This window comes from Mycobacterium sp., assembly GCF_032159565.1.
Taxonomy (GTDB): domain Bacteria; phylum Actinomycetota; class Actinomycetes; order Mycobacteriales; family Mycobacteriaceae; genus Mycobacterium.
In genome coordinates this window covers 15,588-38,105 of the sequence record NZ_JAVHWR010000184.1, presented here as the reverse complement: position 1 = coordinate 38,105, position 22,518 = coordinate 15,588, and the positions used below count along the sequence as shown (strand labels likewise).

Annotated in this window: 27 protein-coding genes, 2 pseudogenes and 1 riboswitch; of the genes and pseudogenes, 12 read left to right on the top strand and 17 right to left on the bottom strand. The window is 68.2% G+C overall.

The annotated features are described in order from the left end of the window. The first annotated feature begins 5 nt into the window (after nt 1-5). Nucleotides 6-350 (top strand): cupin domain-containing protein, encoded by a 345-nt coding sequence (locus QOC76_RS24680; protein WP_526361364.1) that lies wholly within the window; start codon nt 6-8, stop codon nt 348-350. A gap of 16 nt (nt 351-366) precedes the next feature. Here QOC76_RS24680 and QOC76_RS24675 read toward each other — a convergent pair. The 4 genes and pseudogenes from QOC76_RS24675 to QOC76_RS24660 form a co-directional block, all read right to left on the bottom strand. Then, nucleotides 367-540: pseudogene (locus QOC76_RS24675) on the bottom strand (VOC family protein); the annotation flags it as partial. A gap of 51 nt (nt 541-591) precedes the next feature. Continuing rightward, nucleotides 592-2,241, bottom strand: a complete 1,650-nt coding sequence (locus QOC76_RS24670) for a DNA repair helicase XPB (protein ID WP_526361362.1) — start codon at nt 2,239-2,241, stop codon at nt 592-594. Between the two features lie 154 nt (nt 2,242-2,395). Continuing rightward, entirely contained in the window at nt 2,396-3,835 is a 1,440-nt protein-coding gene (locus QOC76_RS24665; protein ID WP_526361360.1) for an alpha/beta hydrolase, read from the bottom strand. Nucleotides 3,836-3,878: 43 nt separating this feature from the next. Next, on the bottom strand, nt 3,879-6,128 hold the full coding sequence (locus QOC76_RS24660; protein WP_526361358.1) for a helicase-associated domain-containing protein: 2,250 nt from the start codon (nt 6,126-6,128) through the stop codon (nt 3,879-3,881). Between the two features lie 84 nt (nt 6,129-6,212). On the opposite strand from QOC76_RS24660, the gene QOC76_RS24655 reads away from it, so the two are divergent. From QOC76_RS24655 to QOC76_RS24640, 4 genes are read left to right on the top strand one after another with little or no spacing between them, the layout of a single operon-like run. Beyond that, complete coding sequence (locus QOC76_RS24655; protein ID WP_526361485.1) at nt 6,213-6,413, top strand: hypothetical protein; 201 nt, start codon at nt 6,213-6,215, stop codon at nt 6,411-6,413. Then, entirely contained in the window at nt 6,410-6,910 is a 501-nt protein-coding gene (moaC, locus tag QOC76_RS24650; RefSeq protein WP_526361483.1) for a cyclic pyranopterin monophosphate synthase MoaC, read from the top strand. Before QOC76_RS24655 ends, moaC begins: the two co-directional genes overlap by 4 nt. A gap of 22 nt (nt 6,911-6,932) precedes the next feature. Beyond that, a complete protein-coding gene (locus QOC76_RS24645; RefSeq protein WP_526361356.1) occupies nt 6,933-7,418 on the top strand; it encodes a MogA/MoaB family molybdenum cofactor biosynthesis protein in 486 nt (161 codons plus the stop codon). Then, nucleotides 7,415-7,843 carry a molybdenum cofactor biosynthesis protein MoaE gene (locus QOC76_RS24640; protein ID WP_526361354.1) on the top strand — a complete coding sequence of 143 codons (429 nt, stop codon included), beginning with the start codon at nt 7,415-7,417 and terminating at the stop codon, nt 7,841-7,843. The genes QOC76_RS24645 and QOC76_RS24640 overlap by 4 nt, the downstream gene beginning before the upstream one ends. Before the next feature lie 10 nt (nt 7,844-7,853). Here the strand turns inward: QOC76_RS24640 and QOC76_RS24635 are convergent, their stop codons facing one another. The 4 genes from QOC76_RS24635 to QOC76_RS24620 all read right to left on the bottom strand — a co-directional run bounded on the left by QOC76_RS24635 (nt 7,854) and on the right by QOC76_RS24620 (nt 11,268). After that, nucleotides 7,854-9,080 (bottom strand): transglycosylase family protein, encoded by a 1,227-nt coding sequence (locus QOC76_RS24635; RefSeq protein ID WP_526361352.1) that lies wholly within the window; start codon nt 9,078-9,080, stop codon nt 7,854-7,856. Between the two features lie 9 nt (nt 9,081-9,089). Beyond that, a riboswitch (cyclic di-AMP (ydaO/yuaA leader) is annotated at nt 9,090-9,274 on the bottom strand. 244 nt (nt 9,275-9,518) lie between these two features. Continuing rightward, nucleotides 9,519-9,815, bottom strand: coding sequence for a MoaD/ThiS family protein (locus tag QOC76_RS24630; RefSeq protein ID WP_526361350.1), 297 nt, complete (start codon nt 9,813-9,815; stop codon nt 9,519-9,521). Beyond that, nucleotides 9,815-10,867 (bottom strand): GTP 3',8-cyclase MoaA, encoded by a 1,053-nt coding sequence (gene moaA, locus QOC76_RS24625; protein ID WP_526361348.1) that lies wholly within the window; start codon nt 10,865-10,867, stop codon nt 9,815-9,817. The genes QOC76_RS24630 and moaA overlap by 1 nt, the downstream gene beginning before the upstream one ends. After that, nucleotides 10,864-11,268, bottom strand: coding sequence for a YccF domain-containing protein (locus QOC76_RS24620; protein ID WP_526361346.1), 405 nt, complete (start codon nt 11,266-11,268; stop codon nt 10,864-10,866). Before QOC76_RS24620 ends, moaA begins: the two co-directional genes overlap by 4 nt. Nucleotides 11,269-11,421: 153 nt before the next feature. On the opposite strand from QOC76_RS24620, the gene QOC76_RS24615 reads away from it, so the two are divergent. Further along, complete coding sequence (locus tag QOC76_RS24615; RefSeq protein ID WP_526361481.1) at nt 11,422-11,832, top strand: cold-shock protein; 411 nt, start codon at nt 11,422-11,424, stop codon at nt 11,830-11,832. Between the two features lie 84 nt (nt 11,833-11,916). Next, a complete protein-coding gene (locus QOC76_RS24610) occupies nt 11,917-12,951 on the top strand; it encodes a glutathione S-transferase family protein (protein WP_526361344.1) in 1,035 nt (344 codons plus the stop codon). Here QOC76_RS24610 and QOC76_RS24605 read toward each other — a convergent pair. Then, nucleotides 12,948-13,430 carry a DUF2771 family protein gene (locus QOC76_RS24605; RefSeq protein ID WP_526361342.1) on the bottom strand — a complete coding sequence of 161 codons (483 nt, stop codon included), beginning with the start codon at nt 13,428-13,430 and terminating at the stop codon, nt 12,948-12,950. The two genes, QOC76_RS24610 and QOC76_RS24605, sit on opposite strands and share 4 nt — an antisense overlap. Beyond that, complete coding sequence (locus QOC76_RS24600) at nt 13,427-14,971, bottom strand: MFS transporter (RefSeq protein ID WP_526361479.1); 1,545 nt, start codon at nt 14,969-14,971, stop codon at nt 13,427-13,429. Before QOC76_RS24600 ends, QOC76_RS24605 begins: the two co-directional genes overlap by 4 nt. 265 nt (nt 14,972-15,236) lie before the next feature. Between QOC76_RS24600 and QOC76_RS24595 the strand changes: the two genes are divergently transcribed. Continuing rightward, nucleotides 15,237-16,082 carry a DUF3027 domain-containing protein gene (locus QOC76_RS24595; protein ID WP_526361477.1) on the top strand — a complete coding sequence of 282 codons (846 nt, stop codon included), beginning with the start codon at nt 15,237-15,239 and terminating at the stop codon, nt 16,080-16,082. A 13-nt stretch (nt 16,083-16,095) separates the two neighbouring features. Here QOC76_RS24595 and QOC76_RS24590 read toward each other — a convergent pair whose 3' ends face one another. The 5 genes and pseudogenes from QOC76_RS24590 to QOC76_RS24570 form a co-directional block, all read right to left on the bottom strand. After that, on the bottom strand, nt 16,096-16,461 hold the full coding sequence (locus tag QOC76_RS24590; protein WP_526361340.1) for a DUF1801 domain-containing protein: 366 nt from the start codon (nt 16,459-16,461) through the stop codon (nt 16,096-16,098). A 70-nt stretch (nt 16,462-16,531) separates the two neighbouring features. Then, nucleotides 16,532-16,942, bottom strand: a complete 411-nt coding sequence (locus QOC76_RS24585) for a VOC family protein (protein WP_526361338.1) — start codon at nt 16,940-16,942, stop codon at nt 16,532-16,534. Between the two features lie 5 nt (nt 16,943-16,947). Next, a pseudogene (locus tag QOC76_RS24580) lies at nt 16,948-17,396 on the bottom strand (helix-turn-helix transcriptional regulator). Next, nucleotides 17,393-17,845, bottom strand: a complete 453-nt coding sequence (locus QOC76_RS24575; protein WP_526361336.1) for an SRPBCC family protein — start codon at nt 17,843-17,845, stop codon at nt 17,393-17,395. The pseudogene QOC76_RS24580 and the gene QOC76_RS24575 overlap by 4 nt, the downstream one beginning before the upstream one ends. 30 nt (nt 17,846-17,875) lie before the next feature. Then, nucleotides 17,876-18,139, bottom strand: a complete 264-nt coding sequence (locus QOC76_RS24570; RefSeq protein ID WP_526361334.1) for a DUF2530 domain-containing protein — start codon at nt 18,137-18,139, stop codon at nt 17,876-17,878. An 89-nt stretch (nt 18,140-18,228) separates the two neighbouring features. Between QOC76_RS24570 and QOC76_RS24565 the strand changes: the two genes are divergently transcribed. Genes QOC76_RS24565 through QOC76_RS24555 form a run of 3 tightly spaced genes read left to right on the top strand, consistent with a single transcriptional unit; the run spans nt 18,229 to nt 19,770 of the window. After that, nucleotides 18,229-18,660 carry an Rv0880 family HTH-type transcriptional regulator gene (locus QOC76_RS24565; protein WP_526361332.1) on the top strand — a complete coding sequence of 144 codons (432 nt, stop codon included), beginning with the start codon at nt 18,229-18,231 and terminating at the stop codon, nt 18,658-18,660. A gap of 28 nt (nt 18,661-18,688) precedes the next feature. Then, nucleotides 18,689-19,504, top strand: a complete 816-nt coding sequence (locus tag QOC76_RS24560; RefSeq protein WP_526361330.1) for a TrmH family RNA methyltransferase — start codon at nt 18,689-18,691, stop codon at nt 19,502-19,504. Continuing rightward, nucleotides 19,492-19,770, top strand: a complete 279-nt coding sequence (locus QOC76_RS24555) for a DUF2537 domain-containing protein (protein WP_526361475.1) — start codon at nt 19,492-19,494, stop codon at nt 19,768-19,770. The genes QOC76_RS24560 and QOC76_RS24555 overlap by 13 nt, the downstream gene beginning before the upstream one ends. On the opposite strand, the gene sepH is transcribed toward QOC76_RS24555, so the two are convergent. Together sepH and serC are read right to left on the bottom strand one after the other, a co-directional pair. After that, a complete protein-coding gene (gene sepH, locus QOC76_RS24550) occupies nt 19,767-20,540 on the bottom strand; it encodes a septation protein SepH (protein WP_526361328.1) in 774 nt (257 codons plus the stop codon). The genes QOC76_RS24555 and sepH overlap by 4 nt on opposite strands. A gap of 108 nt (nt 20,541-20,648) precedes the next feature. Further along, nucleotides 20,649-21,761 (bottom strand): phosphoserine transaminase, encoded by a 1,113-nt coding sequence (gene serC / locus QOC76_RS24545; protein WP_526361326.1) that lies wholly within the window; start codon nt 21,759-21,761, stop codon nt 20,649-20,651. Between the two features lie 155 nt (nt 21,762-21,916). On the opposite strand from serC, the gene QOC76_RS24540 reads away from it, so the two are divergent. After that, the gene (locus QOC76_RS24540) at nt 21,917-22,408 is read left to right on the top strand and encodes a CAP domain-containing protein (RefSeq protein WP_526361324.1); all 492 of its coding nucleotides are present in this window, start codon (nt 21,917-21,919) and stop codon (nt 22,406-22,408) included. Nucleotides 22,409-22,518: the final 110 nt, after the last annotated feature.

Genomic DNA, 22,518 nt, shown 5'->3' with positions numbered 1-22,518 from the left:
ACGTTATGAACAAGGTTTCGCTCACCGCGCTGGCGCGTGAGCATCTGGAGACGGCACGGGCGGCCAGCAGCGGCCGCAGTTCGCACACGGTGTACGGCGGGCATGAGCACTCGCTGCGCCAGACCCTGATCGCCCTCAAGGCGGGCAGCGGGCTCGATGAGCACGACGGCCCCGGCGAAGCGACGCTACAGGTCCTTCACGGCAGGGTCCGCGTGACGAACGCAACCGCGCACTGGGAAGGCTCGCCTGGCGACCACATCGTCATACCGACGGCACGGCATGGCCTCGAGGCGCTCGAGGATTCGGCCGTGCTGCTGACCGTCGCGAACACCGTGGGGCCGCACGTCTAGTCGCGGTGCGGCGACGTCAGTGGCTGAGCACGTTGACAACGTTGCCTGACGGATCGGCGAAGAAGAAACGCCGAACGCCCCACTCCTCGTCCCGGAGTGGATGCACGATCGTCAGCCCGGCGTCCACCGCGGCTTGATAAGCGGCGTCGACGTCATCGACCTCGACGGACACGGCGGGATTGACTGCGGCGTCGCGTCACTTGTGAGCAGGCCGAGATGATGGGCACCACGCGCCCTACCGTCATATCGCAGGGCCCAGCAGGTCGTCGGCGTCCTTGATGACGTAGCCGTAGCCCTGCTCGGCGAGGAAGCGCTGACGGTGAGCGGCGTACTCGGCATCCAGGCTGTCGCGTGACACCACCGAGTAGAAGATCGCGCCGCCGCCGTCGGCCTTCGGCCGCAGCAGCCTGCCCAACCGCTGCGCCTCTTCTTGGCGCGACCCGAATGTTCCCGAAACCTGTATCGCCACATTGGCTTCCGGCAGATCGATGGAGAAGTTCGCGACCTTCGACACCACCAACGTGGAGATCTCGCCGCGACGGAACTCATCGAACAGCGCCTCACGTTCGGCTGTCTTCGTCGACCCCTGGATCACCGGAGCGTTCAGTTCCCGGCCCAGCTCGTCGAGCTGATCGAGATAGGCACCGATCACCAGCGTCTGATCGCCGGGGTGGCGGTCCAGGATTGATTTCACCACCGCGATCTTGGAATGCACCGTCGAGCAGAGCTTGTACCGCTCTTCCGGCTCGGCAACCGCGTAGAGCATCCGCTCGTTGTCGGTCATCGTCACCCGCACCTCGATGCACTCCGCCGGTGCGATCCAGCCCTGAGCCTCGATGTCCTTCCACGGCGCGTCGTAGCGCTTGGGCCCGATCAGGCTGAAGACGTCGCCCTCGCGTCCGTCCTCGCGGATCAGGGTGGCCGTCAAGCCGAGCCTGCGCCGGGACTGCAGGTCTGCGGTCATCCGGAAGACCGGTGCAGGCAGCAGGTGCACCTCGTCGTAGATGATCAGCCCCCAGTCACGGCTGTCGAACAGCTCGAGGTGCCGATACTCGCCCTTCGTGCGCCGGGTGATCACCTGATACGTGGCGATGGTGACGGGGCGGATCTCCTTCTTCTCGCCGGAGTACTCACCGATCTCCTCGTCGGTCAGCGACGTGCGCGCGATCAGCTCGCGCTTCCACTGCCTGCCGGCCACGGTGTTGGTGACCAGGATCAGCGTCGTCGCGCCTGCCTTGGCCATCGCCGCAGCGCCGACCAGCGTCTTTCCCGCACCGCACGGCAGTACGACGACACCTGAGCCGCCCTGCCAGAACGAGTCGGCGGCCATCTCCTGGTAATCGCGCAGATGCCAGTTCTGCTGGTCGAGGCTGATGGGGTGCTTCTCGCCGTCGACGTAGCCGGCGAGATCCTCGGCGGGCCAACCGATCTTGAGCAGCATCTGCTTGACCCGGCCGCGCTCGCTGTTGTGCACCGCGACGGTGTCGTCGTCGATGCGGGCGCCCAGCATCGGCGCGATCTTCTTGTGCCGAAGCACCTCCTCGAGGACCGCGCGGTCGAGGCTGACGAGGGTCAGTCCGTGCACCGGGCTCTTCACCAGCTGGAGGCGGCCGTACCGGGCCATCGTGTCGACGATGTCGACCAAGAGCGGCTGCGGCACCGCGTAGCGCGAGAACGACACCAGCGCGTCGACGACCTGTTCGGCGTCGTGGCCGGCGGCGCGGGCGTTCCACAGCGCCAGCGGCGTGATCCGGTAGGTGTGGATGTGCTCGGGCGCGCGTTCCAGCTCGGCGAACGGGGCGATCGCCGCGCGTGCTGCGCCTGCTTGCTCGTGGTCGACTTCGAGCAGCACCGTCTTGTCGGACTGCACGATGAGGGGGCCGTCGGTCATTTTGTCCATTATCCCTACTCGACCGACGGCGGCCGCGACGAGTGTGCGTGAACTGCCAATTTTCGGCGGCGTGTCGGCCTCAGACACGCTCCCCCTCGCAACGCGGGGGGTGCCCCCAGCTCGCGAGGAAGGGGGTGCCGCGGCTCGTGGAGTGTCAGTGAGTGGCCATCGGCAGCGGCGTCCCGGCCGGGCCGGCGCCTTGTCCTGGCAGCGGGATCTTCGGCACCCCGGGTGTACCGACCTGGCCGGCCAGCCATGGCAGCGCCGAGGTGAACACGTCGGCGGCCAGCGGCCAGTCGTGGCGGCCCGGATGCGCGACGATGGCACACGCGATGCCGTTGGCGCGGCCAAGGTTGCACAGCGAGTTGGCGGCGTCGGTCTGATCGCCGGGGTTCATCGCGGCGTCCTGCCCGCCGAGGCCGGTGCCGCCGGGGTGTCCGGCGCCACCATTGCGCTGCTGCGGCGCATCGGAGGAGATCGCGAACCAACCCGATACGCCGCGGTAGGGCCCGTGCTCGGTGATCACCGTGGTGGGGTCGTAGGTGGCCCACTCCGCGGTGTTCCCGCCGTAGAGCCGGGCGATCGTCTGCTCCTTGGTGCCCGCATTGGGTCCCATGTCTCCTGCGATGTCGACGAAGGTGCTGAACAGCTCGGGATGCATCACGGTCAAATCGACCGCGCACGTGCCGCCCATGGACCAGCCGACGACCCCCCAGTTGGCGTTCTGGACGCCGAAAGTGCTTGAAAGATAGGGCGGTACGTCCTTGCTGAGGTGATCGGCCACATTGCCGCGGGGTCCGTTGACGCACTCGGTGTCGTTGTTGAACGAGCCACCGACGTCGACGAAGACGAACACCGGCGCATTGCCGTTGTGGGCAGCCGCGAATTTGTCGATGGGCGCGATCGCGTCGCCGGTGCGCGGCCAGTCCGACGGGGTGTTGAACTCACCGGCGATCATCATGACCACGGGCAGCTGCGGGGCGTTCGCGGCGAACCACGCAGGCGGCAGGTACACCAACTCGGTGCGGTGTTTGAAGCCTGACGCGTCGTCTGGAATGTCGACCGGCACGAGCGCCCCGTGCGCGGGCGCGCCCTTGCCGCGCATGGCCAAGACGGTGTCGAGGTCCGTCTCGTCGGGCAGTGGCCCCGCGGTCACCTCGCTCCACGCCGCCTGCACGGTTCGGAAGTAACCGACCCACAGATTGACCGATACACCCGCACTCAGCAGGCACAGGAGCACCGCCAGCAGTGACACCGAGCGTCGCCACCATTGGCTGCCGCGCCAGCCGAGCACCGCGACGGCCAACGCCATCCCCGTCATGCCCACCCAGATCCACAGCGACGACGGCGCGGGATCACCGGCGAGTCCCGCGGAATCGATGTACCAGTGCGTCCAGGCCGCCAGGATCAGCCCGACGCCGACCGCCACCGGCAGCCATATCAGTCGCCACCGCCGCGATCGCCACCCGCTGGCCACCACCAGCGCCACCGCGGCCACCGCCCATATCGTCGGCGGCAGCCATCCATGCAGCAGCGACAATCCACCGCGGTACCCGCCGGGCGCCTGGGCAGCCGCACTCAACGCCGTTGTCACACGGACATGGTCACCAACGGTGCTGTGAACTCGCTGAAGCGCGCTAGGTCTCGTCGGCCGATACGACGGACGTGACGCGATGGATGGCGAAGTCCCTGACCCGGCCCGTCGCCGGATCCCAGGCGGTCAGCTGCCCGCCGCGGACGGTCACCGGCGCCACCACGCGCTGGGTGGCCACGCCGGCGGGGTCGACGTAGCCGATCACCACCGAGTTCTGCAGCCGGGCCGCCTCCTGAAGCTGTGAGATGGCCACCGCGGGGTCGATCCGCATGTTCGCGAACGGCGTAGCGGCCACCTTGCGCAACACCGCGACGATCGCGCCGAGTGTCTGGCCGGTGGGAGCCGCCGGCTGCCGGGAAACGCGGCGATGCGCCGGGGCGGGCACGCGGGCGCCGCGGGCGCGGAGGTCGACGATCGTCCCCGTGGAGTCCTCGGCGGCGGGGGCCAAACCGGCCGTTCGCAGTGCCGCCAGCACTTCCGAGATCGGCGCCTGCGACACCGCAACGGTCGGTGCGAGCAACCGCATCTCGAGCGGCTCAGCCGCGGGCGCGCCGACGGCCTGCGCGAGCAGTGCGGGGTCTTCACAGCGGACGAACGACGCTGCCATCCCGACCCGCAGCTGCCCGTGTCTACGGGCTACGTCATCGATTAGGTACGTAAGACCCTGCGGTACAGGAGTTTTGGAGTGGCGTTCGAATAGGGCGTGCAATTCGCTCGCGGTGCGTCCGGTGTCGAGCGCACGCCGGATCGACGGCTCGCTGATTCGGTACACCATGGCCGCGCCCGCCGATTCCACCGTCGCCACCGACGCCAACTGGTCGGCCAGGTCGCGTTCCAGCGGTCCGGGCACGACGACGGTCAGGTCGGCCTGCAGCAGAAAGTGGTCGATGGGCTTCGGAAGCACCCGCGCCATCGCATCGACGGCGCCGACATCGCCGGCGAGCAGCCTGCGGCCTGGGCGGGTGACCGCACCGCGGCCGACGATGCCCAGCGCGTGCGCCTCGGTCAGCAGGTCGGCGACCGGCTGGGGTTGCAGCCGCACCGCCCAACGGGGACGCCGCCAGATCATCGCCCGCGACGCCTCCGCCGCGCCGACGCCTGCACCGTCGGGCAGGTCGGCGAGCACGCTCATCAACAGCCTGCGATCCAGCGGGGCGGCGGTGGAGTACAGCGAAACAGAAAGGGCCGCATAGGGTTTGCCGTCGGGGCCGCGGCCGCCGATCAAGCCGGGCCTGCCGGGCAGGTCGAGCCACGTGGACGCAAGCAGGTGCCACCGCGCCGCGACCGGCGACTCGATGAACCGGTCCGCCGCCACTGTCGGTGCCCAGTAGGGACCCGTGCCGTCGGCTGGTTCGGGCTCGGGCATGCCCGCCGCTATCAAGCCGGCCGCCGCCGAAATCTCCAGGATGAGCCCCAGCCGCTGGTCGTCAATGCCGGTCACCTTCGTCAACCGCTTCACGTCGCGTACCCCGAGGCCACCGCTGCGAAGTTCGGGAACCGGTGTGGCGCCCAATGTTTCGAGCACCACCTCGACTTCACGCAGCAGGTCGATGACCGCGCCTGCGGCGACCGCGTCGACGTCGGCTGCGGTCGTCGTCGACACCACGGGGTCCGGTGGCGTCAGCTCGACGGGTCCGGGGATCTCGCCGCGCAGCGCCTGACCGACCAGCCGCGGCAGGATCACCGTCTCGGCGTCGACCTGCCGAAGCAGGCCCGCCGCCAGCAGCCGCTGCACCGGCCGGTCCGGCGGAGTGCCGGGCGCGGCATCGCGGGTCCTGCCCATCGGCGAGCCCTCCGTCAGCCGCTGCAGCAGATCGCGCTGAGCCTCGTCGACGGCGGCCAGCCGGTCGGCGATTCCGTCGTCGGCGTACTCGGCTCCCTCCAGGACGGCCTGCCCTGGATACCAGGGCAGCCCCGCCGACGCCTCTGCGGCCACCCGCAGCTCCGGGTCGCCCCACACCAGCGCCCGCTCGCGCAGGTCGTCGACGGCGACGGCGATGGCGTCCTCACCGGCGCGGTCGCCGATCAGCGCCGTCAGCTTGGTCACGGGTACCGGCGCGGTGTCGGCGTGCAGGGTCAGCAGCGCATCGAGCACCGCAAGATGCAGGAAGTCCAGCTCGTCGGCGGCGGCCTTGACGGACTGCCGCGCCTGCGCGCGGGCGGCCAGCGCGGCGATGCTGCCGGGCGGCGGTTGGGTCAGGTCGGGCCGCAGCTCCAGCAGCCGGATCAGCCGCTCGTCAGGCAAATCGGCCAGCCAGGCGCTCAACGGGGTGCCCGGAGTGTGTTCAGACATTACTGACCAGCGTAAAGCAGGCTTACGCCCCTTTCGCTCCTCGCGTCCGCGCCGGTCTCGCCACCGGTCGCGGCGCCTGCCACAATATGTGGCGTGGCAGAGAAGAATCAGAAGACCCGCTATGTCGACAACGGCTGGCCGACGACACAGGGCGATGACGATCACCCGGTCAGCGAGTTGGCCGCCGACCGCACCGGCGCGCTGTCGCCCTTCGGCGACCTGACGTTTCCGCTGCCGCCCGAGGATCTGCCGTACACGCATCCGGTCACCGTCGTCAACAAATAAGGGTGGCCGGAGCCGATTCGGGCCCGGCCGGGCCCAGGCTGTCGCACCTCGACGAATCGGGTGCGGCGCACATGGTTGACGTGACGGGCAAGGACGCCACCAAGCGGACCGCCGTCGCGGCGGGCACGCTGCGCACCCGCGCCGACGTCGTCGAGCTCATTGCGACGGGCGGGCTGCCCAAGGGTGATGCCTTGGCCACCGCCCGGGTCGCAGGCATCCTGGCGGCCAAACGCACCAGCGACCTGATCCCGCTGTGCCATCAGCTCGCGTTGACCGGCGTCGACGTGGACTTCGAGATCGGTGACGCAGAGGTGGGCATCACCGCCACAGTGCGCAGCACCGACCGCACCGGCGTCGAGATGGAGGCGCTGACGGCCGTCAGCGTGGCGGCGCTGACGCTCTACGACATGCTCAAGGCCGTCGACCCGGCGGCCACCATCGGGGAGATTCGGGTGCTGCGCAAAGAGGGCGGCAAGACGGGAACGTGGACCAGGTGATGAGCGCTCGCGCGAACAGCAGATGGCCGTGACGCGGACGGCTCGGGTGATCATCACCTCCACGCGTGCGGCGGCGGGTGTCTACGAGGACCGGACGGGCCCGCTCATCGTCGACTGGCTGGCTCAGCGCGGGTACGACGTGCCCGCACCGACGGTGGTGCCCGACGGCGGCTCGGTGCCCAAGGCGCTGTTCGCCGCACTGGAAGCCGGACCCGGCGTGATCATCACGTCCGGCGGCACCGGTATCTCGCCGACGGACGGCACCGCCGACGCGACGGCCGGCATCGTGGACTACCAGATCCCTGGCCTTGCCGATGCGATCCGGCGCGCCGGGCTGCCGGACGTGCCGACGTCGGTGCTGTCGCGTGGGGTGTGCGGGGTGCGGGCAGGCACGCTGATCGTGAACTTGCCCGGTTCGACCGGTGGCGTCAAGGACGGGCTCGGCGTGCTCAACGACGTGCTCGAGCACGCGCTTGATCAGCTCGCGGGCAAGGACCACACCCGGTGACCGCCGTCGTGCTGCGCGCGGACCTCACCGAGCACACCATCGAACTCGCCGAACACGAGGCACTCGTCGCACATCAGGCCGCAGGCGCCGTCGTCGGCTTCGCGGGAGTCGTGCGCGATCATGACGGCGGGCGCACGGTGACGCGGCTGGAGTATTCCGGGCATCCATCGGCGCAGCAGACGCTGGCCGAAGTGGCCGCGGAGATCGCGGCCGATTGCGCCGGTGTACGGGCGATCGCCGTCAGCCACCGCATCGGCAATCTCGAGCTCGGTGACGCCGCTTTGGTGGCCGCGGTCGCGGCCGATCACCGGCAGGCGGCGTTCGACACCTGCGCGCGGTTGGTGGACACCGTCAAAGCACGGCTACCGGTGTGGAAGCACCAGTTCTTCGCCGACGGCTCCGACGAGTGGGTGGGATCCGCTTGAGCGGAACCGCTTAGCCGACGGGGGCAGCCGGGTCCACGGGAAGCGGCGCGACGTCTGCACCTGGACCAGGCGCCGGGCCGGGGCCGTTGACGTTATCCGGCGCAGGCGTGGTCAGCGGGCGCTGGGTCAGCGCGAGCAGCGCGTCCTTGCCCGTGACGTCCTGCGTCTGGATCGCGTGCCACAGCTCCTTGAGGTACGTGACGTTGGGGCTCTGGGCCGGCAGCGTCGACTCGTCCATCGTGGTGTTCGTCGGCAGGTTGTCCGGGCTGGCAAGGTGCGGGACCTCGGCAGGCGCCACCGGCAGCTGGCCCGTCATCGCCTGGTTCGCGGCATCGAGAGCGGGGGCAGGAATGTCGACCGAGTTCACCGCCGCCAACGGATCGGGTGCCGGGGCGGCCAGCGGCGGGGCCGGCGCAGGCGGAATGGCGGGTGCGGGCTCCAGCGGAACCGGCGCCATGTGCAGCGCCCATTCCTGTGGTCCATCTGCGGGCGCCGCGGCGACATCCCAATCCGGCGCCGGCTGCTCGAGTGAGGCGTTGACGACGGGTGCACCGGCGTCGGGCAGCGGGGCGTCAAGCAGTACCGGGGCGGCCGGCATTTGCGAAGCGTCCGGCGGCGGCGCATCGACTGCGACGACATCGACGGCCTCGGCCGGGGGAGGGGGAAGTTCGGGTGCCGGAGGCGGCGGCAGTTCCGGCGCAGGAGGTGGCGGGGCGTCCGGCAGCGGGGCTGCCATCGCATCGACGGGAGCCGCCTCGGGCGGCGGCGGTGCGAGGGCGTCGACTGGCGGGGGGACCTCGCCGTTCAGGCCCACGGCGTCCAGGGCGCCGTCAACAGCTTGTTGAGCGCCCTCGACCACGTTGCGCGGGGTGGCGCCGGAGAGCCCCCTGCCGCAGACCGGCCATGCGCCGCGGCCCTGCGTGCCCAGCACGCGCTCGGCGACCGCGATCTGTTCGTCCTTGCTGGCCATGTGTGCAGACGGTGCGTACTCGCCGCCGCCGTGCGAACTCCAGGTGCCCGGGGAGAACTGCAGTCCGCCCTGATACCCGTTGCCGGTGTTGATGGCCCAGTTGCCGCCGGATTCGCAGCTTGCGACCCGGTCCCATTCGCCATCGGTGGCGGCGCCGGCATGCCCGGCTAGGGCAAGACCTCCACTGCCTATGACCGCGCCGGTGAAGGCGACTTTCGCGACTGACTTTGCCGATGACGTGGGCTTGCGGTGCCGTCCACTGCTCATGGGTGCGTTAGATCCTCTCTGATGCGCCCGCGAGGTCAGCTGTCGGGTTCGGGCTGGAGAGGTTGCCCGGCCTGGCCGTCGGTGAGAACGGTTTCGGCTTCACCCCAAGGAACCGCTTGCGGTTCCTGGTCCTTCTATCTCGGTGGACCGGTGGGTCCCCCGCCTCCATCCCAGTTGTTTGTCGTTTTCCTGTCCGACGGATGGAGCTCGGCGCTTCGGACAGAAAGGGCTAGCCGATTAGGGTCGACTGGCTTGCGGAAGAACATATCCGTTCGCAGCGTTGTAGTCATTTTTTGGCTGGTACGGCGTTTCTCCCGGCGGCAAATCCTAATGAGGCTCTAAAAGCGCAGGAATTCCGGGCGTTTCCGCTGGTGTATACCGAGGGTCACCGCGCCGTAGCCAGCTTGTGACCATTTCGTTATGTGATGCGAATCACTTTTATCCGCCGGCAAAGGGCGGAAGCACATCGATTGTCTGGCCGTCGGAGAGGTTTAGGCCCTCGTCGCGCACGGCGACTCCGTCGCACAGCAACGAGCATCGACGTAGTACCTGGGCAAGCTCGGGGCCGCGCTCGGACAGTGTTTCGACGAGCGCTGCGACCGTTGTTCCCGGTGCGATCAGCACGGTCTCGGCCTCCGCGCCGGCCGCCGCGCGGGCCGCGGCGAAGTAGCGGATGGTGAGCCGGACCCGCACCGTGGTCTCCACCGATGTCTGTCGTGCTCCTCGGGTGTGCATCAACCCCCGATCGCGCTCATCGGGCGGTCGGGCTGGACGAAGTCCGGGTCGTTGATGCCGTGGCCAGCGGGCTTGGCCCACATCGCGGCGCGCCAGGCCGCCTCGACGACGTCGTCGCCGCCGCCTGCGCGCATCAGCCCGCGCAGGTCGGTCTCCTCGCGGGAGAACAGACAGCTGCGGATCTGACCGTCTGCGGTCAGCCGGGTCCGGTCACAGTCCCCGCAGAACGCGTGCGACACCGAGGCGATGATGCCGACGGTCGCGGGCCCACCGTCGACCAACCACAGCTGCGCGGGAGCAGAACCGCGCGGCGCCGGATCGGGCGCCAGAGCGAAGTGGCGTCGCAGGCCGGCCAGAACGTCGTCGGCGCCGAGCGCCGCGCCGCGCGACCACTGGTGGCCGGCGTCGAGCGGCATCTGCTCGATGATGCGCAGCTGATAGTCGTGGTCGAGGCAGAACCGCAGCAGCGACACCGCGTCGCCGAGGCCCGTCACCGGGTCGAGCACGGCGTTCACCTTCACCGGCCGCAGGCCGGCCCGATGCGCGGCGGCCAGGCCGGCAAGGACATCTGGCAGCCGGTTGCGACGGGTGATGTGGGTGAAGTGGTCGGCGTCGACGGTGTCGAGCGAGACGTTGATGCGATCCAGGCCGGCCCGCTTCAGGGCCGCCGCGCGGCGATCGAGCCCAAGGCCGTTGGTGGTCAACGTGATCTCCGGCCGGGGCCGCAGATCAGCGGTGGCCGCCACGACATGTTCGAGCCGCTTGGCTAGCAGAGGTTCGCCACCGGTGAAGCGAACGCGGGTGATTCCCAGCCGGGTCACCGCGATGCGCATCAAACGGGTCAGCTCGTCGACGGTCAGCAGCTGATCGTCCGGCATCCAGTCGAGGCCCTCGGCGGGCATGCAATACGTGCACCGCAGATTGCACCGGTCGGTCAGCGACACCCGCAGATCGGTGGCGGACCGGCCGTAGGTGTCGATCAATGGCCCGTCCGTCGGCGCGGGGCCGACGGGCCGCAGCACCGACGGAACGCCGAGCGCGATGACGGTCATGCGGTGGTTCGCACGGGCTGGTTGAGGCTGTCCACGGGCACGATCTCCTTGCCAAGCGGCACCAGCGAAACCGGAATGAGCTTGAGATTGGCCAGCGCCAGCGGGATGCCGATGATCGTGATCGCCATCGCCACCGCGGTGATGACGTGTCCGATGGCCAGCCAGATGCCGAACAGGAGCACCCAGATGACGTTGCCGATGAGTGCGCCGGGCCGGGCGCCGGGTTTGTCGATGACGGTGCGGCCGAACGGCCACAGGGCGTAGGACGCGATGCGCAGCGCCGCGAAGCCGAACGGGATCGTCACGATCAGCACGAAGCAGATGAGCGCAGCCAGCAGATAGCCCAGCGCCAGCCAGAGGCCGCCGAAGACTAACCAAATGATGTTCAGGATCAGGCGCATCTCTTCCTCCAGCGGTCGTCTCAGCGTACCCAGTAATGGGGGTGCTGGTCGGCGAGACCTCCGAGTAAGATCACGCATGCGCGTCCCTGCGGAAAAGGCGGGACGCTTTCCTTATGTAGTTGTTGGTTTCGAGATTACGAGCGGGTGAGTTCAGTGCCGACCGGCCGGGTTAAGTGGTACGACGCCGAAAAGGGCTTCGGCTTTCTGTCGCAGGAGGAGGGTGAGGACGTCTACGTGCGGTCTTCGGCGCTGCCGGCAGGCGTCGAAGGGCTGAAGGCGGGCCAGCGAGTCGAATTCGGTATGGCCGCAGGCCGCCGGGGCCCGCAGGCGTTGAGTCTGACGATCCTCGACTCACCGCCGAGCCTGACCAAGACGCGCCGCGAGGCCGCCGCGGCCGAGCACAAGCACACCCCCGACGAACTACACGGCATGGTCGAGGACATGATCACGCTGCTGGAGGGCGCGGTGCAGCCCGAGCTGCGCAAGGGCCGCTATCCCGACCGCAAGGTCGCCCGCCGGGTGTCCGAGGTGGTTCGCGCGGTCGCGAGCGAGCTGGACGCCTGATCCTTTTCCCCCGCGAACGTTCGCTCGAAAAATATTGTCGAAACATAGAGCGGTAAGCAACGTTCGGCCCGGCATGCTGTAGGCATGGGCGAATATGTCTCCAGCGGCGGCGAGTTCGATCGCGACACCGACTACATCACCACCCGCATCACTTCGCGCACGCGAGGAGCAGAGGAGGGTGCGGACGGTCGCGACGGCTATCCCGTCGAACCCGGCCGCTACCGGCTGATCGTCGCGCGGGCCTGCCCGTGGGCCAACCGCGCGATCATCGTCCGGCGGCTGCTCGGACTGGAAGACGCGTTGTCCATCGGCTTCTGCGGGCCGACACACGACAAGCGCAGCTGGACGTTCGACCTCGACCCCGGCGGCGTCGACCCGGTGCTGAACATCCCGCGGTTGCAGGACGCCTACTTCGCCCGCATCCCGGACTACCCGAAGGGCATCACGGTGCCTGCGATCGTCGACGTGCCGACCGGGCAGGTCGTCACCAACGACTTCGCGCAGATGACGCTGGATCTGTCCAGCGAGTGGACGGCGTATCACCGCGCCGGCGCGCCGGAGCTGTACCCGGATGCGCTGCGCGACGAGATCGACGAGGTCGCCCAGCGCGTCTACACCGAGGTGAACAATGGCGTGTACCGGTGCGGCTTCGCCGGTTCGCAGGAGGCATACGACAAGGCCTACGACCGGTTGTTCACCGCGCTGGATTGGCTCAACGAACGGCTGGGGAACCAGCGATACCTGGTCGGCGACACCATCACCGAGGCAGATGTCCGGCTGTTCACCACGCTGGCCCGCTTCGACCCCGTTTACCATGGCCACTTCAAGTGCAACCGGTCCAAGCTCGACGAGATGCCTGCGCTGTGGGCCTATGCCCGCGACCTGTTCCAGACTCCGGGCTTCGGCGACACCATCGACTTCGTCCAGATCAAGCAGCACTACTACATCGTGCACACCGACATCAACCCGACGCAGATCGTGCCCAAGGGCCCCGATCTGTCCAACTGGCTGACGCCGCACGGCCGGGAAGCCTTGGGCGGCAGGCCCTTCGGCGACGGCACGCCACCCGGGCCGACACGCGAAGCCGAGCGGGTACCCGCGGCGCACTCCGTCGGCTAAGGCCAGACCGTCTTCACCGACCACTCGGCGTGCGCCCACGGGAACTCGTTGCCCTGCTCGTCGCGGACGATCGTCGGCAGCTGCACCGCGAAGCCGAACAACCTGCCGCGATGCGGATCCGTCGTCGGGATGGTGACCGCATGCGTGCTGCCCGAACGGAATTCGCTGACGACGTCGGAATCCTCGTAGGTCCGCACCAGAATCCAGGGCGCGCTGGCGATCGAGGCCGGCACCGACAATTGCACCGGGTGCCGCGGATCGACGGTGAGTTCGCCGTCGGTGTGCGGTGTTTCGCAATCTGTGGGGTTGAGCACCGCGCAGAACTGATACGGCCCGATCCGCACCAACTGCCCGCGCGTGTAGGCGCTGATCTCCGGGTACTTGGGCGACGGTGTACGGCTCAACCGCCAGACCAGCACACCGGTCGCAACAGACGCCAGCACCACGACGGCCGCCAGTACGGCCAGACCCTTTTTCACTCTTGGGCCGCCAGCACCGGGCGATTGCCGCCGAGCCCGGGGATCAGCGAATCGCCACGGTAGCTCACCAGCGTCTGCGCGAGGCCGAGGATCAGCATGGTCGAGATCACCGTAAAGCCAACGTGCAGCTGGGTATAGACCAGCACACCGGTGGCGCCACCCGCCACCCACGCGAGCTGCAGCAGCGATTCGGAGCGCCCGAACGCCGAGGCGCGCGACTCCTCCGGCAGATCGTCCTGCAGCGACGCGTCCAGCGAGGCCTTGGCGATCGCGCTCGCGGCAGAGGTCACCAATGCGGCCAGTGCGGCGACCATCAGCTTCCCGGTCAGCGCGGTGGCCAATGCGGCCAACGTGACCGCAGTCGAGCTGCGCACCACCAACTGCGCCGGATGCCCGAGCTGCAGCCGCGCGCTTGCGTAGTTACCGCCGAAGTTGCCGATCGCCGCCGCCGCACCGATGAGGCCGAGAATCAACAACTGCTCCCAGCCGCTCTTGTCGTGCGACTTGGCCACGAACGCGGGATAGAGGAACAGGAAGCCCACCATCACCTTGATGGTGCAGTTGCCCCACAGTGCAGTGATGATGTTGCGGCCCAACGGTTGTCGCGCGTGGTCCGAGACGCGTTGCGGGTGGCGACGCAGTTCTGCGTCACCGCCGTGGTAGCTCAATGTGGCGGGCACCTCGCCCTCGGTGACTTCCACCCATTTCGGTATGCGCATCGACAGCGCCGCGCCGGCCAGCGTGAGGGCGACGATGACGTAGAGGGCGCCGGGCATGTGCAACAGGTTGAACAGGTACTCGGCGCCTGCGGCCACGGCGCCGCCGACGATCGTGCCGCCGAGCAGGCCGAATACGGTCAGCCGCGAGTTGACTCGCACCAGGTCGATGGTCGGCGGCAGCACGCGGGGGGTCACGGCGCTGCGCAACACGCTGAATGACTTGGACAGCACCATCATTCCCAGCGCACATGGGTACAGCACCCACGACGGGAAGCCGCCCGTCGCACCGTCGTAGTTCGCGATCAACACCACGACCAGAGCGGTGCGCAGCGCGAACGATGTGGCCAGGGCGAGTCGGCGGCCGTGCTGCAGACGGTCCAGCGCCGGACCGATCAGCGGGGCGATGACGGCGAAAGGGGCGATCGTGATGAGCAGGTACAGCGCAACCTTGCTCTTGCTCTCACCGGACGCCGCGGCGAAGAACAGGGTGTTGGCCAGTGCCACGGCCATCGCGGCGTCGACGGCGAAGTTGGCCATCACGGGGTAGGTGAGCGCGGTCAGCCCGGACTTGTCGGCGCCGTCGGCTGTGGCGGCGCGCTGAAACAGGCCGTACATCTTCGAGCCCACCTCGCGGCCGCGCTGGGCCGCCGAGCGGGGCCCCTGGTTGACGCGGCGCCCCGTGCCTTCGCCGATGCCGGGAGGCGGCTCGCCGCGGCTGGACGGCCGCCGCTCCTCGAGCGGCGGCAGGTAGCGGTTGGCGCTCGGCGTGGACGAGCGGCGCTGCCGACGACGATCCACACCGTCGCTGGGATAGTTCGCCATTCCCGGGTGTTCGTCGGCGGCGGCGGGCGGTCGGGGCGGGTAGTAGCGGGGATCGCGCTGGGCATCACGGCCTGGGGGGTCACGCCGCAATCCGGTCACACGAAGATTGTCCCCCATCGCGATGACGGCGCCGTGCAGCCGACCGGTGTGGCTGCACGCGCGCCGGTCAGGCACTATTAAGCGCGTGGACAGCGTGACGGAATCCACCGAGGACAGCTCGGCGACGCCGACGATCGAACGGTCGCCGGACCTGGAGGCGGTGCTGATGGGCGCCGTCGACCAGGCACGCGCCGCGATCGCCGAGCACAGCGGCGACACCGTCGGCGACCATCTGGGCGCGACCTTCGACGACTCCACCGCGGCCACCCACCGTTTCCTGGCCAACCTGCCCGGCTATCAGGGCTGGCAGTGGGCCGTGGTGGTGGCCGCGCATCCGGGCGCCGACCACGCGACGATCAGCGAAGTGGTGTTGGTGCCGGGGCCGACGGCGCTGCTGGCGCCGAAGTGGGTGCCCTGGCAGGAGCGGCTGCAGCCCGGCGACCTCGGTCCCGGTGACCTGCTCTCCGCGCCCACCGAGGATCCCCGCCTGGTGCCGGGTTTCGCCGCAACCGGTGATCCGGCGATCGACGACGTCGCCTACGAGCTGGGTTTGGGCCGACGTCGTCTGCTCAGCCAGCTGGGCCGGGTAGACGCCGCCCAGCGGTGGCACGACGGCGACTTCGGCCCGGCGTCCGCGATGGCCAGGTCCACCCGGCGGGTGTGCCGGGATTGTGCTTTCTACCTTCCGCTGTCCGGGGCGCTCGGGCTGATGTTCGGCGCATGCGCCAACGAGTTGTCCGCCGACGGCCAAGTGGTCGACGCCGAATACGGCTGTGGCGCCCATTCGGATACCCCGGCCCCCGCCGGAACCGGATCGCCGCTCTTCGACCCCTACGACGACGGCAAGCTCGACGTCGTCGAGCCGCCGGTGCCCAGCGAGCAGGCCGAGCCGGAAGCCGCGATCGGAGACGAGCCGGAAGCCGCGATCGGAGACGAGCCGGAAGCCGCCATCGGAGACGAGCAGCCGATCGGCGAGCAGTCGAGCGCAGACCCCGACCAGGATCCGACGTAGCCCGCTGAGCGCTTCACCGTCGGCTGTTCAGATCGACCGCGGCCTGGATGAGAGCCGTGAAGGCCTTGTCGTCGAGCTTGTCGCCCTCGCGAATGTCGATGGCGCGGCGGGTGTTGCCGTCCAGGCTCGCGTTGAACAGGCCCGACGGGTCTTGCAGTGAGGCGCCCTTGGCGAACGTCACCTTGACGTACTGCTTGTATGTCTCACCGGTGCAGATGATTCCGTCGCGGTACCACACCGGCACACCGCGCCACTTCCATTCCTCGACGACGTCGGGCTCGGCCCGCTTGATGAGCGCGCGTATCCGGGCCAGCATGTCGCCCCGCCAATCGCCGAGTTCTTCGATCCGCGCATCGATCTTCTTCGAGGCGTCGCTCATTCCTCGGCTCCCCCTCGCTCCGGTCCTCGCTGCGCTGCGATCCTCACTCGCGCTCGCCTTCGTGTGCTCATCAGCGCAGTTCCTGAATGCGGACCATGTTGCCCGCCGGATCGCGCAGGGCGCAGTCTCGAACGCCGTACGGCTGCTCGGTCGGCTCCTGAACGATCTCGACATCACCCGACTGAATCCGCTCGAACGTGCCGTCGAGATCCTTGGTGGCCAGCAGCAGCATGCCGAACGTGCCTTTGGCCATCATCTCGGTGACGACGCGGCGCTCTTCGTCGGTCATGCCGGGAGTGGCGGCAGGCGGGTACAACACGATGGATGTATCGGGCTGGTTGGGCGGACCGACCGTGATCCAGCGCATCTTGTCCTTGCCGACGTCGAGGCGGACTTCGAAGCCGAGGGTGTCGCGGTAGAACGCCAGCGACTCCTCCGGGTCGTCGAGGGGCAGGAAGCTCGAGTGAATGGTGATATCCATGGCGATCACGCTAAGTGCAGCCTGGCCGCGGGCGCTTCTCGATTCCGATCGGTCTGGTCACCTGCTTCTCCACGCACGACGGAATTCCCTCTGTCACGCCGGCGGTCTGTTCCCGGTACGCACTCGGCGATACGCCGACCAACTCGGTGAACCGAGTGCTGAAGGTGCCGAGCGACGAGCAGCCAACCGCGAAGCAGACGTCGGTGACCGACGCGTCACCGCGCCGCAACAGAGCCATCGCACGTTCGATGCGCCGCGTCATCAGATAGGAGTACGGCGACTCGCCGTAGGCCGACTTGAACTGGCGGGACAAATGCCCGGCCGACATGTTCACCCCGCGGGCGAGCGCCTCGACGTCGAGCGGCTGCGCGTAGTCGCGATCCATCCGGTCGCGGACGCGACGCAACAGCTTGAGGTCGCGCAGCCGCTGGTCCTCTGCGGGCGTGCCGGTCAACTTTCGGCGGCCGCCTTGATGCGCGCAAGCGACGTGTTCATGCCCTCGACGAGTTCGCGTTCGAAGTTGGGCACGCCGCCGAAAAGAGCGTTCACCGTGAAGTTGGCGGCGGGCTTGACGCCGTTCTCGGCGTGGCGGCTTTCCACCACCAGGGTGCCGTTCTCGGTTGGCTCAAGCTCATACGTCCAAACGGTGTTATTGGTGTGCACCCGGAACGCCAGCTTTTTCTCCGGGATGACTTCGGTGACGGTGCTCGTCGTCGGCCAGTACAGGAAATTGCGGCGGTTGAGGTTGATCGTTCGGGTGCCTTGGCGTAGCGGACCGAGCGCTTTCATCATTCGGCATTGCGGGCTCCATTGCGGCATTCGGCCGAAATCGGAGATCAACGCCCACACCTTTGCTACCGGAGCGTCAATATTGATTTGCGCCTGCAATAGCGGTTCGGCCATCGCATCCTCCTTGTCGCTGAATCTGGAAATTCAGGTAAGTCCGCTCTGTGCGCCTCGTGAACCGCGGCGCACAGCACTCCGTTGCCAAAGAAAAATTGAAGTACCAAGCGCACCGACTCCCAACCCGGCGACGGCGACGGGGCGCCACTCATGTAGCCCGGCGACGGTGAAGGCGAGGACAACCACGACCAACCACATCACGGCGATGACGATGATGACCGGCCACGGCTCCAGCAGAATCGCAGGCAGTGCAGGCAGTTCCGGCTCGGCGGCCTCGGGGGGTTCGGCGCTCATCGGTTCCCAACCTAGTCGGAAGCTCGTTTGGCCGGAAGCCTGAGGTGTTTTGCTGCGCATCAAAGAACTGCTTCGCTATTGTTTGCAATGTGAACAATACCGAAACTCGGTTGGCGAGTGACTTGTCGCTGGCGGTTATGCGTTTGGCGCGTCATTTACGGTTTCGGCGCCCGGGTTCGTCGGTCTCCCTATCGCAGTTGTCGGCGCTATCGACGCTTGCTAAAGAAGGCGCAATGACGCCCGGTGCATTGGCACTCCGCGAACGGGTTCGGCCGCCTTCGATGACACGCGTAATCGCCTCGCTCGCCGAACTCGGATTCGTGGCGAGAAGTGCTCATCCCGCCGACGGTCGCCAGGTCCTGGTCTCCGTTTCGCCGTCGGGGACGGAATTGATCGAAGCAGAGCGAAAAGCTAGCCAGGAATGGCTGCAGGAGCGCCTCGCGCAGTTCGACGCCGACCAGCGCAAGGCGCTGCTCCTAGCTGCCGACCTGATGTCTGCGCTCGTCGACGAATCAGCGTAGGCGCGGTCGCACGCGTAGCTTGCGGGAGATGAGTCCCGTAGTCGACGTCGACGATCCCGCCGATCCGCGCCTCGACGACTTCCGTCATCTCAACAGCGTCGACCGCAGGCCCGATCTGCCGTCCGGCAAGGGCTTGGTGATCGCCGAGGGCGTCTTGGTGGTGCAGCGGATGCTGGCGTCCCGGTTCCGGCCTCGCGCAATGTTGGGCACCGATCGGCGGCTGTGCGAATTGGCCGCCGATCTCGACGTGACCGACGCGCCCTACTACCGGGCGACGGCCGAGGTGATGGCCGACGTGGTCGGGTTCCATCTCAACCGGGGGGTGCTCGCAGCCGCGTCGCGGTCCGATGAGTTGACGGTCGGTCAGGTGCTCGACGGCGCGCGAACGGTCGTGGTGCTCGAAGGCGTCAACGACCACGAGAACCTCGGCTCGATCTTCCGAAACGCGGCCGCGCTAGGCGTCGACGCGGTTGTTTTCGGCACCGGCTGCGCCGACCCGCTGTACCGCCGCGCGGTGCGGGTGTCGATGGGCCATGCGCTGCTGGTGCCCTATGCCTGGGCCACGGCCTGGCCGACTGATCTGTCCATATTGCGTGACAACGACTTTCGCCTGTTGGCGATGACGCCCGCCGCGAGCGCCGCCACGCTGTCGGAGGCGATGGCAACGGTCGCCGACGACCGCGTCGCGATACTTGTCGGCGCCGAAGGCCCCGGTCTCACCGAGACGGCGATGCGTGCCAGCGACGTCCGGGTTCGGATTCCGATGTCCCGTGGCACCGACTCGCTGAATGTGGCGACCGCCGCCGCGCTGGCGTTCTATGAGCGGGTTAGATTGGCGCGGTGACCGACGACGCCACTCCGTGGGCGACGGGGCTGACCGTTGCCGCCTTTGTCGCGATCGTGACCGCGGGCGCGGTGGTGGTGTTGAGCACGGGACTGATCCGCGTTCATCCGCTGCTGGCCGTCGGACTCAACCTGGTGGCCGTCGGGGGTCTGGCGCCGACGGTGTGGGGGTGGCGAGCGACGCCGGTCTTGCGGTGGTTCGTGCTGGGTCTCGGCGTCGGGGTGGCAGGCGCGTGGCTGGCCTTGCTGGCGTTGACTCTCGGCTAGCGCTGGCCCGTGGAGCGCACTCCGAGCAACACGTCTTCCCACGCCGGAACGGGCGGCTTGCCCTTGCGGGGGCGGGGCGTGCGGGCGGTTTTCGGTGGCTCGGGCTCTTCTTGCACCTGCAACGATGGCTCGGCCTCGTCGATCGCCAGTTGCGCCAGCGGCGCAACTGGCCGCAGCGGCCGTGCGAAATCCGGATCGATCAGTTCGCAGGCGGCGTCGTCGAATGCCGTCACCGTGCCGCCGTGGGCGCCAGGGGTGAACCGGAAGTGCGCGGTGTTCTCCGAGTGACCGGCCAGCCAGGACAGCTGCACCGTCCAGCGTCCGTCCTCGTTTCGCCACGCCTCCCAGTTGACGGAGTCGGGATCCAAGCCGCGGGCGATCAGCGCCGACGTCACCGTCTCCAGCAGGGTGAGCACCGCGGGGCCGTCGGCGAGAACGGGATGTGCAGCAGTTGCCAGTTCGGCCGCGCGTGAGCGTTCGAGCAGGACGGGATGCGCGAAGCGCTCGACACGGGCGATGTCGACGCCTGCCGATTCCGCGACCTGCTCGACGGACGCGCCCGCGCGAATTCTGGCTTGAATCTCCTTGGGAGACAGCACGTTTGGAACCTCGGCATCGGATTGGGGTTGGCTGGCAACAGACTTCTCGCCGCGCACAGCGGCCCGCAACCGGTCGTCGGCGCGCAGAATGAACTTCTCGTTCGGGTCGTCGCTTTCGCAGATGATGCGTTTGCCATCGATGTCGAGCCCGACGACCTTGAGTTCCCGCATGCCGACCTCCTCCGGGCTTCATTGGCGCCGGGACGCCGTGCCCGATTAGCAGGTCACCCTACTGCGTTATCGGCTCGTTACCGGCCCGACACGCCCGAGCTACCCAGGTCAGAGCCGTTCCACCACCCAATCGACGCATCGCGTCAGCGCGGTCACGTCGTCGGGTTCGACGGCGGTGAACATGCCGATCCGCAACTGGTTGCGGCCGAGTTTGCGGTAGGGCTCGGTGTCGACGATGCCGTTAGCCCGTAGCGCCTTGGCGACCACCGCGGCATCGACGTCGTCGGAGAAGTCGATGGTGCCGACCACCTGTGAACGAAGCTCGGGATCGGCGACGAACGGCTTGGCGAATTGCGACGCCTCGGCCCAGGAGTAGAGCCGCTGTGACGAGTCCGCGGTGCGCTTGACGGCCCAGTCCAGCCCGCCGTTGGCCTGCATCCAGTCGAGCTGCTCGGCAAGCAGGATCAGCGTGCCGATGGCCGGGGTGTTGTAGGTCTGGTTCTTCAGGCTGTTCTCGACGGCGATGGGCAGCGACAGGAAGTCCGGCACCCAGCGTCCGGAAGCGGCGATCGACTCGATGCGCGAGAGTGCGGCGGGGGAGACGACCGCAACCCACAACCCGCCGTCGCTGGCGAAATTCTTCTGCGGCGCAAAGTAATACGCGTCGGCGTCGGTGATGTCCACCGGGAGGCCGCCCGCCGCCGACGTGGCGTCTATGACGATGAGCGCGTCGCCGGAGCCTTCCGGGCGGGCCACGGGCACCGCCACCCCGGTCGAGGTCTCGTTGTGCGCCCAGGCGATGACGTCGACGGACGGATCCGATTGCGGCTTCGGGGCGCTGCCCGGGTCGGCGTTCACGACTACGGGGTCTCCGACGAACGGGTTCTTGCCGACGGCGGAGGCGAACTTCGCGCTGAACTCGCCGTAGGTGAGGTGCAGCGAGCGCTTGTCGATGAGGCCGAATGCCGCGGCGTCCCAGAACGCGGTCGAGCCGCCGTTGCCGAGGATGACCTCGTAGCCGTCGGGGGCCGAGAAGAGCTCACGCACTCCGTCGCGGACCCGGCCGACCAGGTTTTTCACCGGCGCCTGCCGGTGCGACGTGCCGAACAGGTCGCCCGCGGCGGCCAGCGCTTGCAATTGCTCCGGGCGCACCTTCGACGGTCCGCAGCCGAATCGTCCGTCGGCGGGTTTGAGGTCGGCGGGAATCGTCAGTTCGGCCATGGGGACAAGGGTAGTGACCGGATCTGGGCCCTCGCTGCGGGGAGGCCGGTGTGAGAAACGCGGGAAATATGCCAAACACCCGATTCGTCGGCACCGGCTGAGTCCATACTGTGACTGGTCGGGACTGCAATTCGAGCCCGATGTGGGGTCGCGTTATGAACAACGGAAAAGCCTCGACGCTGACAACGGTCTGTGCAGCGGCGGTAATGGTTCTTTGTCCGGTGCTCGCCGCGGTGCCGGCCCAGGCCGACGGCGGTGACCAGGGCGGCGTCGTGCTGAGCGAAATCAACGCCACGCGCGCGGCCAATGGATGCGGCCCTGTTGCGGCCAACCCGCAGTTGACCCACTCCGCCGCGCGGCAGGCCAACGACATGCTCGCCAACGGGGTGACGGACCACACCGGTTCCGACGGCTCCTCCCTGGTGCAGCGCGTCACGGACGCCGGCTACGCGCCGTACGCCTCGCTCGGCGAGGTCATTTTCTGGAGCAGCGGCTTGAGCGACGCGCCCGCCGCCGCGGTGTCCTGGTGGATGAACAGTCCCGGCCACCGCGCGATCATCACCGACTGCACACTGACCGATGCCGGGTTCTCCGCGGTGAGCAACGGCGACAACATGACGGCTGCCGGAGACTTCGGAAGGAAGTAGCGGGTCGGCAAGCACTCATAATTCGGGCTCCTTCGGCGCCCGCCGTCGAGGTTCGGACGTGGTCAAGACATTCGAAGCGGCTCCGAAGCCAAGGCGAAAACGTAGGGAAA

What these genes read in the sequence shown, in the direction of transcription:
- QOC76_RS24610 (WP_526361344.1), top strand. Translation starts at nt 11,917, where the DNA reads ATGGGCGAATATGTCTCCAGCGGCGGCGAGTTCGATCGCGACACCGAC.
- QOC76_RS24600 (WP_526361479.1), bottom strand. Translation starts at nt 14,971, where the DNA reads ATGGCGAACTATCCCAGCGACGGTGTGGATCGTCGTCGGCAGCGCCGC.
- QOC76_RS24570 (WP_526361334.1), bottom strand. Translation starts at nt 18,139, where the DNA reads ATGAGCGCCGAACCCCCCGAGGCCGCCGAGCCGGAACTGCCTGCACTG.
- QOC76_RS24620 (WP_526361346.1), bottom strand. Translation starts at nt 11,268, where the DNA reads ATGCGCCTGATCCTGAACATCATTTGGTTAGTCTTCGGCGGCCTCTGG.
- QOC76_RS24595 (WP_526361477.1), top strand. Translation starts at nt 15,237, where the DNA reads ATGGGCGCCGTCGACCAGGCACGCGCCGCGATCGCCGAGCACAGCGGC.
- QOC76_RS24630 (WP_526361350.1), bottom strand. Translation starts at nt 9,815, where the DNA reads ATGCACACCCGAGGAGCACGACAGACATCGGTGGAGACCACGGTGCGG.
- sepH (WP_526361328.1), bottom strand. Translation starts at nt 20,540, where the DNA reads ATGCGGGAACTCAAGGTCGTCGGGCTCGACATCGATGGCAAACGCATC.
- QOC76_RS24585 (WP_526361338.1), bottom strand. Translation starts at nt 16,942, where the DNA reads ATGGATATCACCATTCACTCGAGCTTCCTGCCCCTCGACGACCCGGAG.
- QOC76_RS24590 (WP_526361340.1), bottom strand. Translation starts at nt 16,461, where the DNA reads ATGAGCGACGCCTCGAAGAAGATCGATGCGCGGATCGAAGAACTCGGC.
- QOC76_RS24540 (WP_526361324.1), top strand. Translation starts at nt 21,917, where the DNA reads ATGAACAACGGAAAAGCCTCGACGCTGACAACGGTCTGTGCAGCGGCG.
- QOC76_RS24680 (WP_526361364.1), top strand. Translation starts at nt 6, where the DNA reads ATGAACAAGGTTTCGCTCACCGCGCTGGCGCGTGAGCATCTGGAGACG.
- QOC76_RS24660 (WP_526361358.1), bottom strand. Translation starts at nt 6,128, where the DNA reads ATGTCTGAACACACTCCGGGCACCCCGTTGAGCGCCTGGCTGGCCGAT.
- moaA (WP_526361348.1), bottom strand. Translation starts at nt 10,867, where the DNA reads ATGACCGTCATCGCGCTCGGCGTTCCGTCGGTGCTGCGGCCCGTCGGC.
- QOC76_RS24635 (WP_526361352.1), bottom strand. Translation starts at nt 9,080, where the DNA reads ATGAGCAGTGGACGGCACCGCAAGCCCACGTCATCGGCAAAGTCAGTC.
- QOC76_RS24560 (WP_526361330.1), top strand. Translation starts at nt 18,689, where the DNA reads ATGAGTCCCGTAGTCGACGTCGACGATCCCGCCGATCCGCGCCTCGAC.
- serC (WP_526361326.1), bottom strand. Translation starts at nt 21,761, where the DNA reads ATGGCCGAACTGACGATTCCCGCCGACCTCAAACCCGCCGACGGACGA.
- QOC76_RS24645 (WP_526361356.1), top strand. Translation starts at nt 6,933, where the DNA reads ATGGCCGTGACGCGGACGGCTCGGGTGATCATCACCTCCACGCGTGCG.
- QOC76_RS24575 (WP_526361336.1), bottom strand. Translation starts at nt 17,845, where the DNA reads ATGGCCGAACCGCTATTGCAGGCGCAAATCAATATTGACGCTCCGGTA.
- QOC76_RS24670 (WP_526361362.1), bottom strand. Translation starts at nt 2,241, where the DNA reads ATGACCGACGGCCCCCTCATCGTGCAGTCCGACAAGACGGTGCTGCTC.